This window comes from Pelagibius sp. (genome assembly GCF_028281305.1).
Lineage (GTDB): Bacteria > Pseudomonadota > Alphaproteobacteria > Kiloniellales > Kiloniellaceae > Pelagibius.
The window spans coordinates 131,047-152,392 of sequence record NZ_JANQKD010000003.1 but is presented as its reverse complement, the minus strand read 5'-3'; the positions used below and the strand labels follow the sequence as shown (position 1 = coordinate 152,392).

General features: G+C 66.0%; 17 protein-coding genes and 2 tRNA genes. 15 read left to right on the top strand and 4 right to left on the bottom strand.

Annotated elements, in window-relative coordinates:
• The 3 genes from Q0982_RS00905 (at position 1) to Q0982_RS00895 (ending at position 2,011) form a co-directional block, all read left to right on the top strand.
• A tRNA-Leu gene (locus Q0982_RS00905) sits at positions 1–87 on the top strand.
• A gap of 50 nt (positions 88–137) precedes the next feature.
• Positions 138–224, top strand: a tRNA-Leu gene (locus tag Q0982_RS00900).
• A 362-nt stretch (positions 225–586) separates the two neighbouring features.
• Entirely contained in the window at positions 587–2,011 is a 1,425-nt protein-coding gene (locus tag Q0982_RS00895; RefSeq protein WP_299390927.1) for a DUF502 domain-containing protein, read from the top strand.
• A gap of 24 nt (positions 2,012–2,035) precedes the next feature.
• Here Q0982_RS00895 and recG read toward each other — a convergent pair whose 3' ends face one another.
• The gene (gene recG, locus Q0982_RS00890) at positions 2,036–4,120 is read right to left on the bottom strand and encodes an ATP-dependent DNA helicase RecG (protein WP_299390925.1); all 2,085 of its coding nucleotides are present in this window, start codon (positions 4,118–4,120) and stop codon (positions 2,036–2,038) included.
• Between the two features lie 118 nt (positions 4,121–4,238).
• Between recG and Q0982_RS00885 the strand changes: the two genes are divergently transcribed.
• From Q0982_RS00885 to Q0982_RS00855, 7 genes are all read left to right on the top strand, one after another.
• On the top strand, positions 4,239–4,511 hold the full coding sequence (locus Q0982_RS00885; RefSeq protein ID WP_299390924.1) for a succinate dehydrogenase assembly factor 2: 273 nt from the start codon (positions 4,239–4,241) through the stop codon (positions 4,509–4,511).
• Between the two features lie 101 nt (positions 4,512–4,612).
• A complete protein-coding gene (mfd, locus tag Q0982_RS00880) occupies positions 4,613–8,104 on the top strand; it encodes a transcription-repair coupling factor (protein WP_299390922.1) in 3,492 nt (1,163 codons plus the stop codon).
• Positions 8,105–8,280: 176 nt separating this feature from the next.
• Complete coding sequence (locus Q0982_RS00875) at positions 8,281–9,867, top strand: ABC transporter substrate-binding protein (RefSeq protein WP_322096919.1); 1,587 nt, start codon at positions 8,281–8,283, stop codon at positions 9,865–9,867.
• Positions 9,868–9,951: 84 nt separating this feature from the next.
• A complete protein-coding gene (locus Q0982_RS00870; RefSeq protein WP_322096920.1) occupies positions 9,952–10,965 on the top strand; it encodes an ABC transporter permease in 1,014 nt (337 codons plus the stop codon).
• A complete protein-coding gene (gene nikC, locus Q0982_RS00865; protein ID WP_299390919.1) occupies positions 10,962–11,894 on the top strand; it encodes a nickel transporter permease in 933 nt (310 codons plus the stop codon). The genes Q0982_RS00870 and nikC overlap by 4 nt, the downstream gene beginning before the upstream one ends.
• On the top strand, positions 11,894–12,739 hold the full coding sequence (locus Q0982_RS00860) for an ABC transporter ATP-binding protein (protein ID WP_299390917.1): 846 nt from the start codon (positions 11,894–11,896) through the stop codon (positions 12,737–12,739). Before nikC ends, Q0982_RS00860 begins: the two co-directional genes overlap by 1 nt.
• A 20-nt stretch (positions 12,740–12,759) precedes the next feature.
• Positions 12,760–13,545, top strand: a complete 786-nt coding sequence (locus Q0982_RS00855; protein ID WP_299390929.1) for an ABC transporter ATP-binding protein — start codon at positions 12,760–12,762, stop codon at positions 13,543–13,545.
• A gap of 173 nt (positions 13,546–13,718) precedes the next feature.
• Here the strand turns inward: Q0982_RS00855 and Q0982_RS00850 are convergent, their stop codons facing one another.
• The gene (locus tag Q0982_RS00850) at positions 13,719–14,369 is read right to left on the bottom strand and encodes a DsbA family oxidoreductase (protein WP_299390916.1); all 651 of its coding nucleotides are present in this window, start codon (positions 14,367–14,369) and stop codon (positions 13,719–13,721) included.
• 173 nt (positions 14,370–14,542) lie between these two features.
• Here Q0982_RS00850 and Q0982_RS00845 point away from each other — a divergent pair, with 173 nt between their 5' ends.
• The 5 genes from Q0982_RS00845 to Q0982_RS00825 are packed head-to-tail and all read left to right on the top strand — an operon-like array spanning position 14,543 to position 19,573.
• Entirely contained in the window at positions 14,543–16,183 is a 1,641-nt protein-coding gene (locus Q0982_RS00845) for an acyl-CoA synthetase (protein WP_299390914.1), read from the top strand.
• Positions 16,180–16,953, top strand: coding sequence for an SDR family NAD(P)-dependent oxidoreductase (locus Q0982_RS00840; protein ID WP_299390913.1), 774 nt, complete (start codon positions 16,180–16,182; stop codon positions 16,951–16,953). Before Q0982_RS00845 ends, Q0982_RS00840 begins: the two co-directional genes overlap by 4 nt.
• Positions 16,954–16,974: 21 nt before the next feature.
• Complete coding sequence (locus tag Q0982_RS00835) at positions 16,975–18,174, top strand: acyl-CoA dehydrogenase family protein (protein ID WP_299390911.1); 1,200 nt, start codon at positions 16,975–16,977, stop codon at positions 18,172–18,174.
• Positions 18,171–19,223, top strand: a complete 1,053-nt coding sequence (locus Q0982_RS00830; protein WP_299390910.1) for a phosphotransferase family protein — start codon at positions 18,171–18,173, stop codon at positions 19,221–19,223. Before Q0982_RS00835 ends, Q0982_RS00830 begins: the two co-directional genes overlap by 4 nt.
• Entirely contained in the window at positions 19,223–19,573 is a 351-nt protein-coding gene (locus Q0982_RS00825) for a DUF6285 domain-containing protein (protein ID WP_299390908.1), read from the top strand. The genes Q0982_RS00830 and Q0982_RS00825 overlap by 1 nt, the downstream gene beginning before the upstream one ends.
• 551 nt (positions 19,574–20,124) lie before the next feature.
• On the opposite strand, the gene Q0982_RS00820 is transcribed toward Q0982_RS00825, so the two are convergent.
• A complete protein-coding gene (locus Q0982_RS00820) occupies positions 20,125–20,505 on the bottom strand; it encodes a PilZ domain-containing protein (protein WP_299390907.1) in 381 nt (126 codons plus the stop codon).
• A gap of 162 nt (positions 20,506–20,667) precedes the next feature.
• The gene (locus Q0982_RS00815; protein ID WP_299390905.1) at positions 20,668–21,120 is read right to left on the bottom strand and encodes a PAS domain-containing protein; all 453 of its coding nucleotides are present in this window, start codon (positions 21,118–21,120) and stop codon (positions 20,668–20,670) included.
• Positions 21,121–21,346: the final 226 nt, after the last annotated feature.

The window sequence follows — 21,346 nt, the reverse complement described above, 5'->3', positions numbered from 1 at the left end:
GCGGCTGTGGCGGAATCGGTAGACGCGCAGCGTTGAGGGCGCTGTGGGGGAAACCCCGTGGAGGTTCAAGTCCTCTCAGCCGCACCAACCCGTTTCCAGGCTCGGTTCATGCGAAGGGAAGTCCCTTCATCAGCGTCGCGGCTGTGGCGGAATTGGTAGACGCGCTAGCTTCAGGTGCTAGTTTCCGTACGGAAGTGGAGGTTCGAGTCCTCTCAGCCGCACCAAGCCTCAACAGGATGATTCTGCGATTGCGGGCCCGGATCCGGGGCCAGGCGCCAGCCTTGGTCCTGCGCGGAGTCCATGGGCGGGCCGCCGCATCCCCGGCGCCGGCATTAGCCCTTCCTTAGGGCATTCCCTGCAAGTTGGCCCCTAAGAGGCCCAAGAGGCCCCGTGAATCCGACCGGAAACGGTCTCTCTGGTACTTCCACCGACAATGCCCATATCATGAGCCAGGTGGGGATGTGGGTCATGAGGTTGTTTGCAAGCATTCAGATGACAAGGAACACAGGTGCCGGCGCCGCTTCGCGGTGCGGCTTTGCGGTGTCCGATCAGCGCCTTGGTCCAAGCCGGTCCAAGGATTTTTGCCATGTCCGATAAGACGCCGCACAGCCTGGGCACGCGCCTGCGCAACTACTTTCTGGCCGGTATCCTGGTGACGGCGCCTGCCGGGATCACCTTTTGGCTGACCTGGCGCGTCATCACCTTCATCGACGACCGCATCACCCCGATGATCCCGCCGGGCTGGAACCCGGAAAGCTATCTGCCGTTCGGCATCCCGGGCCTGGGCCTGATCGTTGCCGTTCTCTTCCTGGTGCTCGTCGGGTTCCTGGCGGCCGGATACGTCGGGCGTCTGGTCATGGGGATGGGCGAACGGCTGGTCGGCCAGGTGCCGGTCGTCCGTTCGGTCTACAGCTGGACCAAACAGGTCTTCGAGACCGTACTGTCGCAGTCGTCCTCGGCGTTCCGCGAGGTGGTGCTGATCGAGTATCCGCGCCGCGGCTGCTGGGCGGTGGGTTTCATCACCGGCGAGACCGTGGGCGAGGTGCAGAACCTGACGGCGGACACCGTCTACAACGTCTTCGTCCCGGCGACGCCGAACCCGACGACCGGCTTCCTGCTGTTCCTGCCACGCGAGGAGGTCTACCACCTGGACCTGACGGTGGAGGAGGGGATCAAGCTCGTCATCTCGGGCGGCATCGTCGTGCCCGATCACGATCTTGAGACCACTGAAGAAGGGCAGCCGAGCGGCGCCGAGGCCGCCAAGGCCCAGGTCGAGGCCTATGCCAAGAAGACGATCCGGAGGCGGCGCAAGGAAGCGCCCCAGAAGACCCGTGCCGGCTTTGTCACCCGGCTGCGGAACTACTTCTTTGCCGGCATTCTGGTTACCGCGCCGCTCGCCATCACGGTCTGGCTTGCGTCGGAGTTTGTTTCCTTCGTCGACAGCAACGTGGTGCGCTACATTCCGGCGCGCTGGAACCCGGAAACCTATCTGCCCTTCAGCCTGCCGGGCCTGGGCGTGCTGGTGGTCGTGGTCGGGCTCATTCTGGTCGGCTTCCTGACCGCCGGCTTCGTCGGCCGGTCCCTGGTGGCGAGCAGCGAACGGTTGCTGGCGCGCATGCCGGTGATCCGCAGTCTCTACAGCGGCGTGAAACAGATTCTCGAGACGGTCTTCAAGGAGCAGTCCCAGGCGTTCCGCGAAGTGGTGCTGCTGGAGTATCCGCGTCCCGACTGTTGGGCCCTGGGGTTCATCACCGGGCCCGCCGAGGTCGGCATCCAGGAACTCACGCCGGACGATACGGTCAACATTTTCCTGCCGACCACACCCAATCCCACCTCGGGTTTCCTGCTGTTCCTGCCGCGCGGGGAGGTCAGGGCCCTCACCATGACGGTGGAGGAGGGGATCAAGATGGTGGTCTCCGGCGGGATCGTCACGCCGCCGGACCGGAGCCCCGACGTTGCAGAAGCGGGCCCGGCGGACAGCCAGCATCCGCCGATTGCCCACAGTGGCTGAACCTTGCGGCTGAACCGCCAGTCTTTAGCCTGACCGCAGGTACCGGACCGCCGCGTCCCGCTCGAAGAGATAGAGCAGGATGCGCAGGGCCTGCCCGCGTTCGCCGGAGAGCTCCGGATCTTTGTCCAGAATCAGGCGGGCATCGTCGCGGGCCGTTGCCAGGAGATCGCCATGCAGCGCCAGGTCGGCGAGCCGGAATGCGGGCAGGCCGCTCTGCCGCGTTCCCAGCAGTTCGCCTGCGCCGCGCAGCCGCAGGTCTTCCTCGGCAATACGGAAACCGTCGTCGGTTTCCCGCAGGATCTTCAGGCGTGCCCGGGCCGTTTCGCCCAGTGGGCCCTGCCACAGCAGCAGGCAGGTCGACTTGCCTGCGCCGCGCCCGACCCGCCCGCGCAGTTGGTGCAGCTGGGCGAGGCCGAAGCGCTCGGCATGCTCGATCACCATGACCGTGGCCTTGGGCACGTCGACGCCGACCTCGACCACCGTGGTCGCGACCAGGACGCCGAGATCGCCGGCAGCGAAGCGCTCCATGACGGCGTCCTTCTCCGCGGCCTTCATGCGACCGTGGACCAGGCCGACCTGCGCGCCGAAGTGCTCCGCGAGGGCGCCGTAGCGCGCCTCGGCCGCCGCCAGATCGCTGTGCTCGGACTCCTCCACCAGCGGACAGATCCAGTAGACCTGGGCACCCTTGGCGAGTGCCCGTTCGACTGCGGCAATCACCTGCGGCAGGCGGTCGAGGGAAAGCGCCACCGTCTCGATCGGCTGCCGGCCCGGCGGCCGCTCCGTCAGGCGGGAGGAGTCCATGTCGCCGTAGGCGGTCAGCATTAGCGTGCGCGGGATCGGCGTCGCGGTCATCACCAGCACGTCCACGGCCTGGCCCTTGCCGGTCAGGGTGAGGCGCTGATGGACGCCGAAACGGTGCTGCTCGTCGATCACCGCCATGGCGAGATCGCGGAAGGCTACGTCGTCCTGAAACAGCGCATGGGTTCCGACAACGATGTCGGTGGTGCCCTCGGCGAGGCCGGCGAGCAGCGCTTGGCGGGCTTTGCCCTTGTCGCGGCCGGTGAGGATCGTCAGCTTCACCCCCGCCGACTCGGCCAGCGGTGCAATGGTCTGATGGTGCTGGCGGGCGAGGATCTCCGTCGGCGCCATCAGCGCTGCCTGGCTGCCGCTTTCCACGGCCGCCAGCATGGCCAGCAGGGCGACCACCGTCTTGCCGCTGCCGACGTCGCCCTGCAGCAGCCGAAGCATGCGGTGGGGTGCGGCCATATCGGCTGTGATCTCGGCCACCGCATTGCGCTGGGAGCCGGTCAGAGCAAAGGGCAGGCTGTCCAGGACGCGCTGCTGCAGGTGTCCGCTGCCCTTTAGCGATCGGCCCTTCTGCCGCTGCTGGCGGTCGCGCACCAGCGCGATGGCCAGTTGGTTGGCCAGGAGTTCGTCGTAGGCCAGACGGCGCCGCGGGAGGCTGAGCGGGGAGAGGTCGGCCTCGTCCCGGGGGGCGTGGGCCTGGCGCAGCGCGCCGTCCCAGGCGGGCCAGGCTTCCCGCTGACGCTGTGCCGGGTCGAGCCAGTCCGGCAGGGTCGGCAGGCGCTCAAGGGCCGCATGGACCGCCTTGCTGACAACCTTGAGGCTGAGGCCGGCGGTCAGGGGATAGACCGGCTCCACGGCCTTTACGCGCTCGGCCTCGGCCGGTTCGGCGATGTGGTCCGGATGGGTCATCTGCAGGCGGTCGTTGAAGACTTCCACCTTGCCGCTGACCAGCCGGGTCTGACCGGTCGGCAGGACCTTTGTCAGGTAGTCGCGGTGCGCGTGGAAGAAGACCAGCTCCAGTTCGCCGCTATCGTCGTGGCAGAACACGCGGTAGGGCTGGCGGCGGTTGGGCGGTGCGCGGTGCTCGCCGACCTGGACTGTCAGGGTGGCGATGCGCCCGGGCTGGACCTCCGCCAGGGGCGGGCCGTAGCGCCGGTCGATGATGCCGCTGGGCAGGTGCCAGCAGAGGTCGATCACCGCCGGCCCTCCCACCAGGCCTTCGAAAAGCGCGGCGAAGCGCGGGCCGACGCCCGACAGGCTTGTGGCGGGGGCGAAAAGGGGAAAGAGGATCTCGGGGCGCACGGGGTGATGGAAGCGGTCTGAGTGACGGGAGCGGTTTGAACAGGGGAAGCCTGACAAAGCGGCGGGATCGCTCTATATCCTATGCCAATTCCCGGGCCACGCCATGACAGAAAGCACCATGACCGAAACCCTTGAAAACCGCCGCAAGCGGCTGCGGTTCCGCAGCTGGCATCGCGGCACTCAGGAGATGGACCTGCTGATCGGCAGCTTCGCCGATGCCCATCTCAACAGCTTCGATGCCGCCCAACTGGGCCGTTTCGAGGCCTTGCTGGACGTGCCCGAACCCGTCGTCTATGACTGGATTCTCGGTCGTAGCCAGCCGCCCGCAGAATTCGATCACGACGTCTTGCGGCTGCTTCTGGACTTCGAGTACAAGCCCCCCACGCGTTAGCCCGGTGCCGCGCGGCAGGCGACAGCGCAAAGGCCCGGGCAAAACACCGAGCAGAAGCCCGAGCAGAAGCCCGAGCAGAAAACCGAAACGACAGGCTCCCGATGAGCGATCCCGCTTCCGCCCTTGCGACGCCCGATGCGTCTGCCTCGGCGCGGCACACAATTGCATCCGCCCCGCCCGGCGCGGACGCGCTCCATCTGGCCACTCTGCTGGCGGAGGCGGCGCGTGAGCGCTGGCTCCACGTTGCGCTGGACGATGCCCAGGCCGCGCGCATGGCGGACTCGCTGCGCTTCTTCGCGCCCGGCGTCGAAACCATGGTCTTCCCGGCCTGGGACTGTCTGCCCTATGACCGGGTAAGCCCCCACCGCGACATCATCGCCCGGCGCCTGGACGTGCTGACGCGGCTGTTGCAGCCCGCCGCGGGGGCACGGCAGGTGGTGATCACCACGGTCAACGCCCTGATGCAGCGGGTGCCGCCGCCCGAGGCCTTCGCGGGACGAGTCCTGACACTGGCGGCGGGGTCCAGCGTTCCGGCGGACCGGCTGCATGCCTTCTTCGCCGAAAACGGCTACTACCGGGTCGAAACCGTGGGTGAGCCGGGCGAGTTTGCCGTGCGCGGCGGCATCATCGATGTTTTCGCGCCGGGGCAGGCGCAGCCGCTGCGCCTGGACTTCTTCGGTGACGAGTTGGAGACCCTGCGGCTCTTTGACCCGCTGACCCAGCGCACGACCGAGGAAATCGAGAGCGTCACTTTGAAGCCCGTGAGCGAGGTCATTCTCGACCCGCCCGCGATCGAACGCTTCCGCACCGATTACCGCTCCAGCTTCGGGGCGGTGCGCGACGATCCGCTCTATGAAGCCGTGAGCGCGGCCCGGGCCCATCCGGGCATGGAGCATTGGCTGCCGCTGTTTCATGGGCGCCTGGTCACCCTGCTCGACTATCTGCCGGGGGCGGGGGTCACCCTGGATCACCAGGCAAACGAAGCGCGGGCGGTGCGGCGCGAAACCATTCTGGACTTCTACAACGCCCGCAAGAGCCTGGAGGGCGGGGGCGAGACCGGCGGCTGGGTCTACAAGCCCGTCGAGCCGCCATCGCTGTTTCTCGAGGACATGGAGTGGGACGCGGCGCTGGCGGCGCGGCCCGGCGGTCAGTTTACGCCTTTTGCGACCCCCGAAGGCGAGGCCGTGCGCGATGTTGGGGCTGGGCCAGGCCTTGACTTCGCGGAGGAACGCGCGGCCGGCCAGGGCAATCTCTACGACGCGGTTGGTCAGCAGATCCGGCGCCAGCAGGCGGCCGGGCGCAAAGTCGTTCTGACCGCCTTTACGGCCGGTGCCCTCGATCGCCTGGCGGCCTTGGTCAAGGAACACGCCGAGCTCGCAACCGAAAGCGTTGAGGGCTGGTCCGCCGTCGGTGCCTTGTCCGGTACCAGCGTCGGCCTTGCCGTCCTGGGGATCGAACGGGGGTTCCGCCTCGACGACGTTCTGTTCCTGACCGAGCAGGACATCCTCGGCGAGCGCATCGCGCGGGCTGCCGGACGCAAGCGGCGGGCGGAAAACTTCCTCACCGAGATCTCCGATCTCTACGAAAAGGATCTCGTTGTCCACGTCGATCACGGCATCGGCCGCTACGAGGGTCTGGAGACCCTTGATGTCGGCGGGGCGCCGCACGACTGCCTGAAGGTGATCTACCACGGCGGCGACAAGCTCTTCGTGCCGGTGGAGAACATCGAGGTGCTGTCGCGCTTCGGCTCCGAGAACGACGCTGTCGAACTCGACCGGCTGGGCGGGGTGAACTGGCAGGCCCGCAAGGCGCGGGTGAAGGAACGCATCGCCGCCATGGCCGATGCGCTGATCAAGCTGGCCGCCGCCCGCGCTCTCAAGGGGGCCGAGGCCATGGAAAGGCCAGAAGGGCTCTACGACGAGTTTTGCGCGCGCTTTCCCTTCCCGGAGACGGAAGACCAGTTGCGCGCCATCGAGGAGACGCTGGCCGACATGGCGGCGGGCCGCCCCATGGACCGGCTGGTCTGCGGCGACGTCGGCTTCGGCAAGACCGAGGTGGCGCTGCGCGCCGCCTTCCTCGCCGTCATGGCGGGTAAGCAGGTGGCGGTGGTGGTGCCGACCACTCTGCTGTGCCGCCAGCACTACCGCACCTTCAAGGAGCGCTTCGCCGGACTGCCGGTGCAGATCCGCCAGCTCTCCCGCCTCGTCGCCGCCAAGGACGCGAACGAGACCAAGGCGGACCTGGCCAAGGGTCGGGTGGAGATCGTGGTCGGGACCCACGCCGTCCTGGCCAAGTCCATCGCCTTCAAGGACCTGGGCCTGCTGATCGTCGACGAGGAACAGCACTTCGGCGTGAAGCAGAAGGAGCGGTTGAAGTCCCTGCGCGAAGACGTCCACGTTCTGACGCTGACGGCGACGCCGATCCCCCGCACCATGCAGATGGCCATGTCCGGCGTGAAGGAAATGAGCCTGATCGCCACGCCACCGGTAGACCGGCTGGCGGTGCGCACCTTCGTGCTGCCCTACGACCCGGTCATCATTCGCGAGGCGATTCTGCGCGAGCACTACCGCGGCGGCCAGAGCTTCTATGTCTGCCCGCGGGTCAAGGACCTGACCGAACTCTACGAACGGCTGGAGAAGCTGGTTCCGGAGGTGAAGGTGGCGGTCGCCCACGGCCAGATGCCGCCGACCCAGCTGGAAGCGGTGATGACCGACTTCTACGACCGCAAGTACGACATCCTGTTGTCTACGAACATTGTCGAGTCCGGCCTCGACATCCCCACCGCCAACACCATGGTAATCCATCGTGCCGACATGTTCGGTCTCGCCCAGCTCTATCAACTGCGCGGGCGGATCGGCCGCTCCAAGGTGCGCGCCTATGCCTATCTGACGCTGCCGCCGGGGCGCATTCTCAGTGCCGCAGCGGAAAAACGTTTGAACGTCATGCAGACCCTGGACAGCCTGGGCGCCGGGTTTCAGTTGGCCAGCCACGACCTGGACATCCGCGGCGCCGGCAACCTGCTGGGCGAGGAGCAGTCCGGGCATATCCGCGAGGTCGGGGTCGAGCTCTACCAGCAGATGCTGGAGGAAGCGGTGGCAACGGCGCGGGCCGGCGGCAAGGCAGCGGAGGCCGAAGCCGCTGAGAGCTTCACGCCGCAGATCAACATCGGCATGCCGGTGCTGATCCCGGAGAGCTACGTTACCGACCTGAACCTGAGGCTGGGGCTCTACCGGCGGCTGTCGACCCTGGTCGACCGCGCCGAGGTGGATGCCTTCGCCGCCGAACTGGTGGACCGCTTCGGTCCGCTGCCGGCGGAGGTCGAGAACCTGCTGCAGATCATGACCATCAAGCGGCTGTGCCGGGAGGCCGGGGTGGCGCGGCTGGATGCCGGGCCGAAGGGTGCGACGGTCGCCTTTCACAACGACAACTTCAGCAACCCGGCGGGCTTGATCGCCTTCATCCAGAAGCAGGCCGGTGAGGTCAAGCTGCGTCCCGATCACACCCTGGTCTACCGCCGGGCCTGGGACAGCGAGGCGGCACGGGTCAAGGGCGTCCGCCTGATGCTCGACGAACTGGCCAAGCTTGCAGCTTAGGATTGAAGCTGTTTGCAGACCGCATCGTCTTGAGATCGCAAACCTTTTCCGTTTCCAGATGAGCGCTGGACCACAGTAAATCAGTGGTTAATATTATCGGGCGCTGCTGGAGAGAGCTCAAGGGGGCCCCTAAGCAGCACCGTTGCCCGCGCGGGCATCATTTAGGGAGACGTATCGTGAGGAAGCTATTCGCCTGTGTCGTGGCGGCCACGATGGCCGTGACGGCGGCACCGACCGTTGCGGAGACGCCCCGTGACACACTTGTCATGGCGTTCCAGATTGACGACATCATCACGCTGGATCCGGCCGAGATCTTCGAGTTCTCCGGCGCTGAATATGCCGGCAACACCTATGACCGGCTCATCGGCTACGACCCCAAGGACGTGTCGAACGTCTTCGGCGTCGCCGCCGAGTCCTGGACGATTTCGGACGACGGCAAGACCTATACCTTCAAGATGCGCGAGGGCGTGACGTTCGCCTCCGGCAATCCGATGACCGCTGAGGACGCGGCCTTCTCGCTGCAGCGGGCCATCATCCTCGACAAGTCGCCGGCCTTCATCCTCACCCAGTTCGGCTTCACGCCGGACAATGTGGCGGACAAGATCCGCGCGACCGACGAGATGACCTTGGTCATCGAGACCGACCAGGCCTACGCGCCGACCTTTCTGCTTTACTGCCTGACCGCCACCATCAGCTCCATTGTCGACAAGAAGACGGTGATGGCGAACGAGAAGGACGGCGATCTCGGCCACGAGTGGCTGCGCACCAACTATGCCGGCGTCGGGCCCTTCAAGCTGCGCCAGTGGAGGCCGAACGAGTCCCTGCTGCTCGACCGCAACGATGACTACTGGGGCGGTGCTCCGGCCATGAAGCGGGTGATCATCCGTCACATTGTCGAGCCGTCGGCCCAGCAACTGCTGCTGGAGAAGGGCGACATCGACATTGCCCGAAACCTGGGACCGGACCAGCTCGACAGCGTGCGTAGCAACGGCGATCTCTATGTGCAGGTGGGCGTCAAGGGTGCCATCTACTATCTGGGCCTCAGCCAGAAGCACGAGGCGCTCTCCAATCCCAAAGTACGCCAGGCCTTGAAGTACCTGGTCGACTACAAGGGGATGGAAGGCACAATCGTCCGCGACCTGATGTCTGTGCATCAGGCCTTTCTGCCGCGTGGCTTCCTCGGTGCGCTCGAGGACACGCCCTTCACGCTGGATGTATCCAAGGCCAAGCAGTTGCTGGCCGAGGCCGGTTATCCGGACGGTTTCAAGGTGACCATGGACACCCGCAACACCTCGCCGATCATGGATATGGCCCAGTCCATCCAGGCCACCTTCGCCCAGGGCGGGGTCGACCTCGAGATCATCCCGGGCGACGGCAAGCAGACCCTGACCAAGTACCGGGCGCGCAACCACGACATCTACATCGGCCGTTGGGGGCCGGACTATCAGGATCCGCACACCAACGCCGATACCTTCGCGCGCAACCCGGACAATTCCGACGACGCCAAGTCCAAGCCTCTGGCGTGGCGGAACTCCTGGGACATTCCCGATATGACCCAGGTGGCCAATGCGGCGATCCTGGAGCGGGATCCTGCGAAGCGGGCCGAGATGTACCTGGATATCCAGAAGGCACATCAGGCGACTTCGCCCTTCGTCATCATGTTCCAGCAGGCCGAGGTAGCGGGCGTGCGCGCCGACACCAAGGGCTTCATCATCGGCCCGGCCTTTGACGACAACAGGTACTATGACGTCACAAAGAACTAGGCCCGGGCCGGTTTGAGTACGGAATAGGTGACCATAAAAGTCGATCGAGAAAGCGGGGCAGGGACGGGCCTGAGCGGCTTGTCCCTGCCGCGTCCTTTGCGGGTGATCCTCAGCGTCATCGTGACGGTGGGGCTGACGTTCCTGGGGTTGCTCTTCGTCACCTTCATCATCGGACGGGTGGTGCCCATCGACCCGGTGCTGGCCATCGTCGGCGACCGGGCGCCGGAACACGTGATCGAACGGGTGCGCCAGGAACTCGGCCTCGACCTGCCGCTCTACGAGCAGTTTGCCATTTACGTCTGGAACGTCCTCCAGGGTGATCTGGGCAATTCGGTTCTGACCGCCAATCCGGTTCTCGAGGACATCAAACGGGTGTTCCCGGCGACCCTGGAACTGGCCACCGTGGCAACGCTGCTGGGTGTGCTGCTCGGTGTGCCCATGGGCGTTCTGGCCGCTGTCTATCAGGGGCGCTGGCCCGACCAGGTGATCCGCGTGGTCGGGCTGCTCGGCTATTCGATCCCGGTCTTCTGGCTCGGCCTTATGGGGTTGTTGCTGTTCTACGCGACGCTGGACTGGGTGCCCGGGCCGGGGCGCCTCAACTTCGTGTATGACGGCTTCATCGATCCGGTGACCGGCGTGATGCTGATCGACGCGGCCATGGCCGGAGAATGGGACATCTTCTGGAATGCCGCCAGCCACCTGATCCTGCCGGCCTCCATCCTCGGCTACTTCAGCCTCGCCTACATCAGCCGCATGACCCGTTCCTTCATGCTGGAACAACTCAGCCAGGAATACATCACCACGGCGCGGGTGAAGGGCGTGAAGGAGTGGCGGGTGATCTGGGTGCATGCTCTGGGCAACGTCCGGGTGCCGCTGGTGACCGTGATCGCCCTCAGCTACGCCAACCTTCTCGAAGGTTCTGTGCTGACAGAGATTGTGTTCGCCTGGCCGGGCCTCGGCTTCTATCTGACCCAGTCGCTTCTCAACGCCGACATGAACGCCGTACTGGGTGCCACCATGGTGGTTGGCGCCGTCTTCATCGGCATCAATCTTCTCTCTGACGTGCTTTACAGGGTTCTGGACCCAAGGGCGCGATGACCAGTCAGGCCCAACAGGCGGAAAGCGAGGGGCTGCGGCCCTGGCTGCTGAGCAGCTCGCCGAAGTCTCGCGGCCAGGCGCGGCTGGGGCGGGCCTACATCGGCTGGCTCGCCTTCCGCTCCAACGCCCTGGCCATGATCGGCCTGGGCATCGTGGTGACCCTGGTCGTCGTCGCCATCTTTGCGCCGCTGATTGCGCCCTACGATCCCAATGCCCAGATCCTGGCCGACCGCCTGCAGTTCTTTTCCGCCCAGCACTGGTTCGGAACCGACGAGCTCGGCCGCGACATTCTCTCGCGCATCATCCACGGCGCCCGGCTGACGCTCTACATCGTCGTCCTGGTGGCGGTGATCGCGGCGCCCATCGGGCTGCTGGTGGGGACGACGGCCGGCTATCTCGGGGGCTGGGTCGACGCCGTGCTCATGCGCATCACCGACATCTTCCTGGCCTTTCCCAAGCTGGTGCTGGCCCTGGCCCTGGTCTCCGCTCTCGGGCCGGGCATCGAGAACGCCATTATCGCCATCGCCATCACTTCCTGGCCGCCCTATGCGCGCATCGCCCGGGCGGAGACCATCACCATCCGCAACTCGGACTTCATCTCCGCCGTGCGCCTGCAGGGGGCGGGGCGCCTGCGGATCATCTGGTCTCACATCGTGCCGCTCTGCACCTCCTCGCTGATCGTCCGGGTGACCCTGGATATGGCCGGGATCATCCTGATCGCCGCCGGCCTCGGCTTCCTCGGCCTCGGGGCCCAGCCGCCGCTGCCGGAATGGGGCGCCATGATCTCCAGCGGCCGCAAGGTGCTGCTGGACCAGTGGTGGGTGGCCACGGTGCCCGGCATCGCCATCTTCATCGTCAGCCTGGGCTTCAACCTGCTGGGCGACGGCCTGCGCGACGTGCTGGACCCGAAGTCCGGGGGGCAGGGCTGATGGCGGCCCCTCTGCTGACGGTGGAGGACCTGCGGGTCGACTTTCCGACCCGCAAGGGCCTGGTGCAGGCGGTGCGCGGCATCAGCTTTTCGCTGGGCCGAGAGAAGCTGGGGATCGTCGGCGAGTCTGGTTCCGGCAAGTCGATGACCGGGCGCTCCATCCTGCGTCTGGTCTCGGCCCCCGGACAAGTCACGGCCAAACGCCTGGAGTTCGACGGCATCGACCTGCAGCGGGCCAGCGAGGCCCAGATGCGCGATATCCGCGGTGAGCGCATCTCCATGGTGATGCAGGACCCCAAGTTCTCGCTGAACCCGGTGATGCGGGTCGGCGAACAGATCGCCGAGGCTTACCGCACCCACCAGAAGGTGCCGCGCGACGAAGCCCGGCGGCGTGCGCTCGATATGCTGGCTGCTGTGCGGATCCGCGATCCGGAGCGGGTCTACCGCGCCTATCCGCACGAGGTCTCCGGCGGTATGGGCCAGCGCATCATGATCGCGATGATGCTGATCCCCGATCCCGATCTGCTGATCGCCGACGAGCCGACCTCGGCCCTCGATGTGACGGTCCAGCTTCAGGTGCTGGCGATCCTGGACGATCTGGTGACACAGCGCGGGATGGGGCTGATCTTTATCAGCCACGACCTCAATCTCGTCGCCTCCTTCTGCGACCGCGTCGTCATCATGTACGCTGGGCGGATCATGGAGATCTGCGATGCGAAGAACCTGGCCGCCGCCCAGCACCCCTATACGCGGGGCCTCTTGAGCTGCCTGCCCAAGATCGACGGCGACGGCAGCGATCTGCCGGTGCTGCGCCGCGACCCCGCGTGGCTGGAGCATGGCTTGTGAGTGGGCCCGCTGCCGAGGCCATGATCGATGTCCGCGACCTGAACGTGATCTTCGGCAAGGGTGCCGACCGGGTCCATGCCGTCCGCGACGTCTCCTTCGCGGTTGCCGAAGGGGCGACCTACGGCCTGGTCGGCGAGTCCGGTTCCGGCAAGTCCACGGTGCTGCGGGCGCTGAGCGGCCTGAACCCGGATTGGAGCGGAACGGTCACCATTGCCGGCCAGCCGCAGACCCGGCGCCGCGGCAAGGCCTTCTACAAGCTGGTCCAGATGGTCTTTCAGGACCCCTACGGCTCCCTGCACCCGCGTCACACCGTCGACCGCATCCTCATGGAGCCGCTGGCCATTCACGGCCTGAGCGACCCGGAGCGGCGGATCGAGCAGGTGCTGGAGGAGGTCGGACTGGGTCCGCAGTTCCGCTTCCGCTATCCGCACCAACTTTCCGGCGGCCAGCGTCAGCGAGTCGCCATCGGCCGCGCGCTGATCCTGGAGCCCCGCATCCTGCTGCTGGACGAGCCGACCTCGGCCCTCGACGTCTCGGTGCAGGCGGAGGTGCTGAACCTGCTGCAGCGGCTGAAGCAGGAGCGAGGCCTGACCTACGTTCTGGTCAGCCACAACCTCGCCGTGGTGGCCCATATGTGCAACGAACTGGCGGTGATGAACCACGGCGCCGTGGTCGAACGCCTGGATGTCGAACGCCTGAAGCGCCACGAGCCCCAGCATCCCTACACGCGCCAGCTTGTGACCGCGAGCCTCGGCTACGACCGCGCCGCCATCGACCGCTTCGAGGATTTCGGCAGCGTCGGTTGAGCCCGGTGTGCAGCGATTGCAGTGCTGAAAGAGCGACCCCCTCACCCAGTTTCGCCTAGGCTCGTGCCTCGCCAAGGCTTCGCAACCCTCTCCCCTTGGGGGAGAGGGAGGGGCCCGCGCGAGCGGGAGGGTGAGGGGGAAAGACGTCCCGCGCGAGCGGGAGGGTGAGGGGCCTACTCTGCCGGCGCGGCTGCGGCGTCCTGCTGGGCGAGGTCCAGCATCTCGGCCAGGGCCTTGGGCGGCTGGGCGCCGGCGAGGGCATGGCGGCCGTTGAAGATGAAACAGGGCACACCGTCGATGCCCAGCGCGCGTGCCTGGCGGTCCTCGTCGCTGACCTCGGCGCGGTAAGCGTCCCCGGACAGGAACTGCTCGCTCTCCCCCCGGTCCAGGCCGGCGGCGACGGCGGCTTCGACCAGCACGGCCCGCGTACCGATGTTCTCGCCGCGGAAGAAATAGGCCTGGAACAGGGCCTCGACGACCTCGGTCTGGCGGCCCGCGTCGGTCGCCCAGCGGATCAGTCGGTGTGACTCCAGGGTATTGGGCGTGTGTTGGATGGCCTCGAAGGCGAAGTCGATGCCATCGCCGGCCCCGGCGGCGCGGATGCGGTCATAGATCATGGTGGCGTTGTCGGCTCCGCCGAACTTCAAGCTAAGATAGGCCTGCCGCTCCATGCCCTCGGCGGGCATGTTGGGATTGAGCTGGAAGGCGCGCCAGCGAATCCGCACCGGCAGCTCCGGGCGCAGCTTCAGGGCGGCTTCGAGCCGGCGCTTGCCGATCAGGCACCAGGGGCAGATGGTGTCGGAGAAGATGTCGATCTGGATCATGGCCCAACTCCCGTCGCTCTCTGCCTCGGCTCTCTGTGCGGTCTTCCCGCGGCCCAGAGGTTCAAGCCGGAGGTTCTGGGCTTGACCGAGGGGCTGCGGAGCTTCCACCATAACGTAAGTGCGCCCGACATCCAAAGAAGGGGCGCGATCTTATTGGGGCAGGGAGAATGCCGATGGCCGACTCCGGCGTGCAGCCTGGGGCCTTCGAGCTGGGGTTGGACCGCAATGCGGCCAATACGGCGCCGCTGACGCCGGTCAGCTTTCTGCGGCGGGCCGCCGCCGTCTACCCGGACAAGACCGCCGTGGTCTATGGTGACCAGCGCCTCACCTACAGGGAGTTCTACCGCCGCGCCTGCCGCCTGGCTTCGGCCTTGCGCGGGCGCGGGCTGGGGCGCGGCGACTGCATTGCGATCATGGCCGCGAACACGCCGCCGATGCTGGAGGCCCACTACGCTGTGCCGATGATGGGGGGTGTGCTGAATTCCCTCAACGTGCGCCTGGACGCGCGGGCCATCGCCTTCATTCTGGAACACGGCGAGGCGAAAATCTTGATCACAGACCGGGAGTTTTCGCCGGTGATCAAGGAGGCCCTGGCGCTCAGCAGCCGCAGCCCCGTGGTGATCGACATCGACGATCCCCTGGCCGAAGGCGGCGAGCTGCTTGGCAGCCTGGACTATGAGGCTCTGCTGGCCGAGGGCAGCCCCGAGGATGTCTTCAGCGAGCCGGAAGACGAGTGGCAGTCGCTGTCGCTGCTCTACACTTCGGGCACGACCGGCAATCCCAAGGGCGTGGTCTACCACCACCGCGGCGCCTACCTGAACGCCCTGGGGAACATGATCACCTTCGGGCTGGGCCGCGACTCGGTCTATCTCTGGACCCTGCCGATGTTCCACTGTGACGGCTGGACCTTCACCTGGGCGGTGACGGCGGCCTGCGGAACCCATGTCTGCCTGCGCCGCGTCGATCCGGCCGTGATCTTTCCGCTGATCCGCGACGAGGGCGTGACCCACATGTGCGGTGCCCCCATCGTGCTTACCCTGCTGGCCCACGCGCCGGACAGTGTGAAACTGCGCTTTGACCATGTCGTGGACTGCGCGACCGGCGGCGCGGCGCCGCCCAGCGCCGTCATCGAGGCCATGGAGGCCTTGGGGTTCCGCATCATCCACCTTTACGGCCTGACCGAAAGCTACGGCCCCGCCACGGTCTGTGCCTGGCAGGACGATTGGGCCGCGCTGGATCTGCAGGCGCGCTCGGCCAAGATGGCCCGCCAGGGCGTGAGCTACCTGACCCTGGAAGGGGCCGTGGTGATGAACCCCGATACCATGGTACCCGTTCCGCAGGACGGAGAGACCATGGGTGAGATCATGCTGCGCGGCAACACGGTGATGAAGGGGTATCTCAAGAACCCGAGCGCTACCGCTGCGGCCTTCGACGGCGACTGGTTTCATACCGGTGACCTGGCCGTCGCCCATCCCGACGGCTACATCGAGGTCAAGGACCGCTCCAAGGACATCATCATTTCCGGCGGCGAGAACATCTCCAGTCTAGAGGTGGAGGAGGCGCTCTACCGCCATCCGAAGGTGATGGAGGCCGCCGTCGTCGCGCGGCCCGACGAGAAGTGGGGCGAGCACCCTTGCGCCTTTGTGACTCTGAAAGAGGGAATGGAGGCGGAGAGCGAAGAGATCGTCACCTTCTGCCGGGAGATGCTGGCCGGCTTCAAGGTGCCCAGGACGGTCGTCTTCGGGCCCCTGCCGAAGACCTCCACCGGCAAGATCCAGAAGTATGTCCTGCGCGAGCGGGCCGTGGCGTTGTGAGCGCGGCGGCAGATCCCTTCAGCCTCGCCGGCAAGGCGGCCCTGGTCACTGGCGCGTCCAGCGGCCTCGGCCGCCATGCCGCACTGCTGCTTTCGGCCGCCGGTGCCAAGGTCGGCCTCGCGGCACGGCGCCTGGAACCTCTGGTCGAACTGGAACGCCAGATCGAGGCTAAGGACGGCCGCGCCATCCCGCTGCGCCTGGACGTGACCGACCCGGCTTCGGTGGCCGACTGCGTCAGCACGGCGGAGACCGAGCTCGGTCCCATCTCGATCCTGATCAACAACGCCGGCGTCGCCGAGACCAAGCCTGCTTTCGAGGTGAGCGAGGAGGATTGGGACCGGGTCGTCGACACCAACCTCAAGGGTGCCTGGCTGGTCGCACAGGAAGTCGCGCAGCACATGGCAAACCTGGGCCATGGCGGCAGCATCGTGAACATGGCCTCGGTCCTGGGCCTGGTCGCCGGGCAGCAGGTTCCCGCCTATGTCGCCTCGAAAGGCGGGCTCATTGCCCTGACCAAGGCCTTGGCGGCAGAATGGGCGCGCCACGACATCCGGGTAAACGCGCTGGCGCCGGGGTACATCGAAACCGACATCAACCGCGACTTTCTGGCGAGCGAGGCGGGCGAGCGTCTGCGCAAGCGCATCCCCCTGCGGCGCTTCGGGCGACCGGAGGACCTCGACGGTGCGCTCCTGCTTCTGGCATCGGACAGCGCGCGCTACATCTCCGGCACGGTGATTGTCGTCGATGGCGCCCAATCAGTAACGCTTTGAGCCGCCGCAAAAGGATCAGGTATGGACTTCTCGCTTTCCCCTGAGGTGGAGGCCCTCCGGCAGCGCATACGGGCCTTTGTCGAGGCCGAGATCATGCCGCTGGAAGCCGACCCGGCAAACTTCGACGACCACGAGAACATCAGTCTTTCGGTTCTGGAGCCGCTGCGCGCGAAGGCGCGGGATGCCGGCCTCTGGGCGTTGCAGATGCCGAAGGAAAGGGGCGGGCAGGGCCTGCCGGTGGCGGCCATGGCCGCCTGCTATGAGGAGATGGGCCGCTCGATCTTCGGGCCCGTCGTCTTCAATTCGGCGGCCCCGGACGACGGCAACATGATCGTTCTGGAAAAGGTGGCGACGGAGGCACAGAAGACACGCTGGCTGCAGCCGATCGTTGACGGCAAGGTGCGCTCGGCCTTCGCCATGACCGAGCCTGCCCCCGGCGCCGGATCGGACCCGGGGCTGATGCTGAGCCGGGCCGAACGGCAGGGCAATGCCTGGATCCTGAACGGCCACAAGTGGTTCATCACCGGCGCCGGCGTCGCCGAGCACTTCATCATCGTTGCCCGCACCTCCGAGGACCAGCGAAAGGGCCTGACCGCCTTCCTTGTCCATCGCGACTCACCGGGGCTGACGATCCATCGCCGCATTCGGATCATGGGGCCGGAGGAGCACGGCGGCCACTGCGAGGTGCTTCTGGAGAACCTCCAGGTGCCGGACGACGACCGCCTGATGGAGGTCGGCGACGGCCTCAAGGTGACCCAGATCCGCCTGGGGACTGCGCGGCTGACCCATTGCATGCGCTGGCTTGGCATGTCCAGGCGCGCGCTGGAGATTGCCGCGCCCCATGTCGCGGAGCGCCAGAGTTTCGGACAGCCCTTGGCGGAGCATGAAGGGGTCCAGTGGCTGCTGGGCGAAGCGGCCATGGCGATCGAGGTCGGGCGTCTCCTGACCATGCGTGCGGCGGTCAAGCTGGACAGCGGCGACTTTGCCCGCAAGGAGATCTCGATGGCCAAGATCCAGGTCTCTGAAACGTTGCACAAGGCCATCGACACGGCGATTCAATTGCTGGGTGCCCGGGGATACTCCAAGGACACGCCGCTGGAGTGGATGTACCGCTACGCACGCCAGGCGCGCCTGGTCGACGGTGCGTCCGAGGTGCACAAGATGGTCCTGGCACGAAGCTTCCTGAAGGACGGTGTCGACTTCTGGAGTTGGGAGCGGTGATCAGCCCCGCTGAAAACGCCTTGGCGGTCCGCAAAGAGGCTTTGGAGGCTTTCCTTGCGGCTGCAGCCGGCGCCGATGCTGTTGACCTTGACGACGTGGTGCCGCTGACCGGTGGTGCGATCCAGGAGAACTGGCGGCTGGATGTCCGCGTGCATGGCGGTCCGCAGCCGGGCCAGCGCCAACTGGTGCTGCGCACCGATGCCTCCTCCGGTGTGGCCGTCAGCCGCAGCCGGGTGGAGGAGTTCGCCTTGCTGCAGGCGGCCCGGGATGCCGGCGTTAAGGTGCCGGAGCCGCTCTGGCTCTGCGAGGACTCCGCTGTCCTGGGCAAGAGCTTTTACATCATGGCCTGTGCTGAAGGGACGGCGACGCCGCATCGCTTGATGAAGGAACCCGGACTGGGCGGGGACCGTGAGCGGCTGGCCGCCGATCTCGGGCGTGAGCTTGCGAAGATCCACAGCATTGCACCGCCGCGCCGCGACCTGGCTTTCCTGGGCGAGCCGGCCGCGCAGCCTGCTCTTGCGGCCGTGGCGCGCTACCGAGACTATCTGGACAGTCTGGGAGCACTCTCGCTGGCGTTGGAGTGGGGGCTGCGATGGTGTGAACGGCACGTGCCTTCGGGCACCGCAGCGGTACTGGTTCATCAGGACTTCCGGACCGGCAACTATATGGTCGACTCACAGGGGCTCACGGCGGTGCTGGACTGGGAGTTCTGCGACTGGGGCGACCGCCTCAGTGACATAGGCTGGTTCTGTGCGAAGTGCTGGCGCTATGGGCATCCGGAACTGGAGGCCGGGGGAATCGGCTCGCGGCGCGCTTTCTACAGTGGCTACGAAGAGATCTGGGGACAGGCAATCGATCCCGAGGCGGTGGCTTACTGGGAGGTTATGGCGCATCTGCGCTGGGCGGTGATCGCGCTGCAACAGGGGGAGCGAACGCTGTCAGGCGATCAGGCTTCGCTGGAGCTGGCGCTGACAGGGCGCATTCATCCACCCCGGCTGGAGCGGGAGATTCTGAGCTGCACTGCGCCGGCGTTTTGGAGGGCGGTTTGATGAATGGGGGTGAAGCCGATGGAGCGCACCTGCTGAGCCTTGCACGCCGTGAGATCGAAGAACAGGTTCTGCCGCTGCTCTCGGGCGACGCTCGCTACAGGGCGCGGCTGGTCCTGAACGCTTTGACACTCGCCGAGGCGGAGCTTCGGCATGATGGCCGGCCGGATGGGGAAGCCGGCCGACGGCTTTCGGAACTCTCAACATTTGAGGCAAAGGCCGAAGGATCCGAGCCCAAAGGTATCGAGCGGCAGATCCAATCGGAGATCCGCCAAGGGCTGAGGGACGGAGATGCCGCCCTTCACGATGCGCTTCTCGCCATCACGAAAGGCCGTCTGAAAGCTCTGGGATGACCCCGGCGGTCCCGCGCCCAGGACCGGGAATACCATGGTGGTGGGGAACCGAAGATAGAAATGACTTCCTTGGCTATTGAGCCATAAAGGGGAATTTGAGTTACCCCCAAGTTCCACAGGCGGCTCGATTGACAGGGTCCGGGTCTGGTGCGAGCATCGCTCGCAACCACCAGATCTTGTGGACAAATCCGGGAATAACCCTGTGGATAAACCTGGCGCCGGAAACCGTGCTACCTTCATCAGCCCTTATCTTCGGCGGCCTATCCGGCCGCTGAAAACGGTGCTGAGCGACCGTGAGCAGGAATCGCTCGCGCCGGCGCACAGCGCGCCAGCGAACGATTTCCTGACCGAGCGTGTTGTTGTCGAACCGGCGAGGTGGTCGGGCAAGTCCAAGCGGGCGTCATTGCCGAAGTAGGCGTGGTACAGGGTGCCTGCGAGGCACCCCGTCGGGTTTCGCCAAACCCACTCTCAGACTCACGCAGAAGCAGTTTCACGCACGGACTGATGTTTCAGAGTCCGTCAGAAACGCGGCGGCCCGGTGCGGACAGCGATCAGGTATCGGGCTGCGTGTCGTGATCGACGATGTTACGTACGCAGATTGAGATCAGCCCGAGCGACTCTTCGGAAAAGTCGAACTGAATCCCGAGTTCGCGCGGGGCCCGCCAAATGGTCTCGCAGATCACCGCCTCTGCCTCGGGGTGCCGAAGCTCGACGCGGCCGTCGCTACCTGTTACGGCAGGCAGATCCTCTTCAAAGATCAGCCGGGCACCGCCGAGGGAAACGTCCGCGACGGTGCAGAGGTAGGCTTTGCCGTCCAGGCTGACCGAGAGCGTAAGGACGCGGTCGGCACAATAGCGCGGCCATTCGCGGTGCTCGTGCACCCGGGTCGCGGAAACGACACTCCGTGAACCTGCTGTTGCCGTTTGGGCCAAGTCCGCCGCCTTTTCTCTGTTTCGACCCTGCCCGCTTCGCGGGGAGAATCGCCATCGATATAAGCGTGACGGTCGAATGTTAACAAATCGTTAGGATATGACGCCAGCCGGATGCGGGCGCTTCCGCGCCTTTCAGGCCAGGGATTCTCCTGTGTGGCAGGGTCAGGGCGTCGGTTCGGTTCGGACGCTGGCACCAAGCAGCATGTCTGTTTCCTGGCCGTTGCTCGACAGTGGAAGCACAAGGCGCTCATAACGAATCTGGCGCCCGTCCTGCTTCATGTACTCGCCCATCATGTGGGCCGCCGTCATGGTGGCGACCACGTGATCGAGGATAGCAAAGACAGGAGCCGGATCGGGCCCGAGGTCGATTTCGTCCAGGTAACGCCCCGTAACGTCGCAGCCGTACCACGCGACAACCTCCGTCCCCATGATCCGAACCCGGTAGCGTCTGGGATTGTTCACGACATCGAAAAGGCCGAGGTGCGGCAGAATCTGCGTCATCGCCGTCGGATTGACTTGGCTGCGCGCAGGGGCAGGCCTGTCGCCGCGCAACGTCAGCCAGTAGCTGTAGAGCTCTCTTATAGCGTCTGAGCGGAAGCGCTCTTCGATGTTCATGCCCCTGTGTCTCCGGCCCGGTCGCGAACGTCTTGTCCGCCGCGGGTACTTTGGATGCACACATTCATCCTGTCGCTTGCCTGCTGATTGATGACTATCTCATGTTTTTCGCGACACGGCCATGGGAGCGGTGCCGCGGTCTCAGGCGCGGACGGTGAATCTGCCGATGCCGGCGGCCCCAATTGTGACCGATATTTGCTACATGCGCTGGCCGATGCGGCGGACT

Bases quoted from the DNA above. Each gene is read 5' to 3' on its own strand.
- Q0982_RS00895 (WP_299390927.1), top strand. From the start codon at position 587: ATGTCCGATAAGACGCCGCACAGCCTGGGCACGCGCCTGCGCAACTAC.
- Q0982_RS00885 (WP_299390924.1), top strand. From the start codon at position 4,239: ATGACCGAAACCCTTGAAAACCGCCGCAAGCGGCTGCGGTTCCGCAGC.
- mfd (WP_299390922.1), top strand. From the start codon at position 4,613: ATGAGCGATCCCGCTTCCGCCCTTGCGACGCCCGATGCGTCTGCCTCG.
- nikC (WP_299390919.1), top strand. From the start codon at position 10,962: ATGACCAGTCAGGCCCAACAGGCGGAAAGCGAGGGGCTGCGGCCCTGG.
- Q0982_RS00860 (WP_299390917.1), top strand. From the start codon at position 11,894: ATGGCGGCCCCTCTGCTGACGGTGGAGGACCTGCGGGTCGACTTTCCG.
- Q0982_RS00855 (WP_299390929.1), top strand. From the start codon at position 12,760: ATGATCGATGTCCGCGACCTGAACGTGATCTTCGGCAAGGGTGCCGAC.
- Q0982_RS00850 (WP_299390916.1), bottom strand. From the start codon at position 14,369: ATGATCCAGATCGACATCTTCTCCGACACCATCTGCCCCTGGTGCCTG.
- Q0982_RS00845 (WP_299390914.1), top strand. From the start codon at position 14,543: ATGGCCGACTCCGGCGTGCAGCCTGGGGCCTTCGAGCTGGGGTTGGAC.
- Q0982_RS00835 (WP_299390911.1), top strand. From the start codon at position 16,975: ATGGACTTCTCGCTTTCCCCTGAGGTGGAGGCCCTCCGGCAGCGCATA.
- Q0982_RS00825 (WP_299390908.1), top strand. From the start codon at position 19,223: ATGAATGGGGGTGAAGCCGATGGAGCGCACCTGCTGAGCCTTGCACGC.
- Q0982_RS00815 (WP_299390905.1), bottom strand. From the start codon at position 21,120: ATGAACATCGAAGAGCGCTTCCGCTCAGACGCTATAAGAGAGCTCTAC.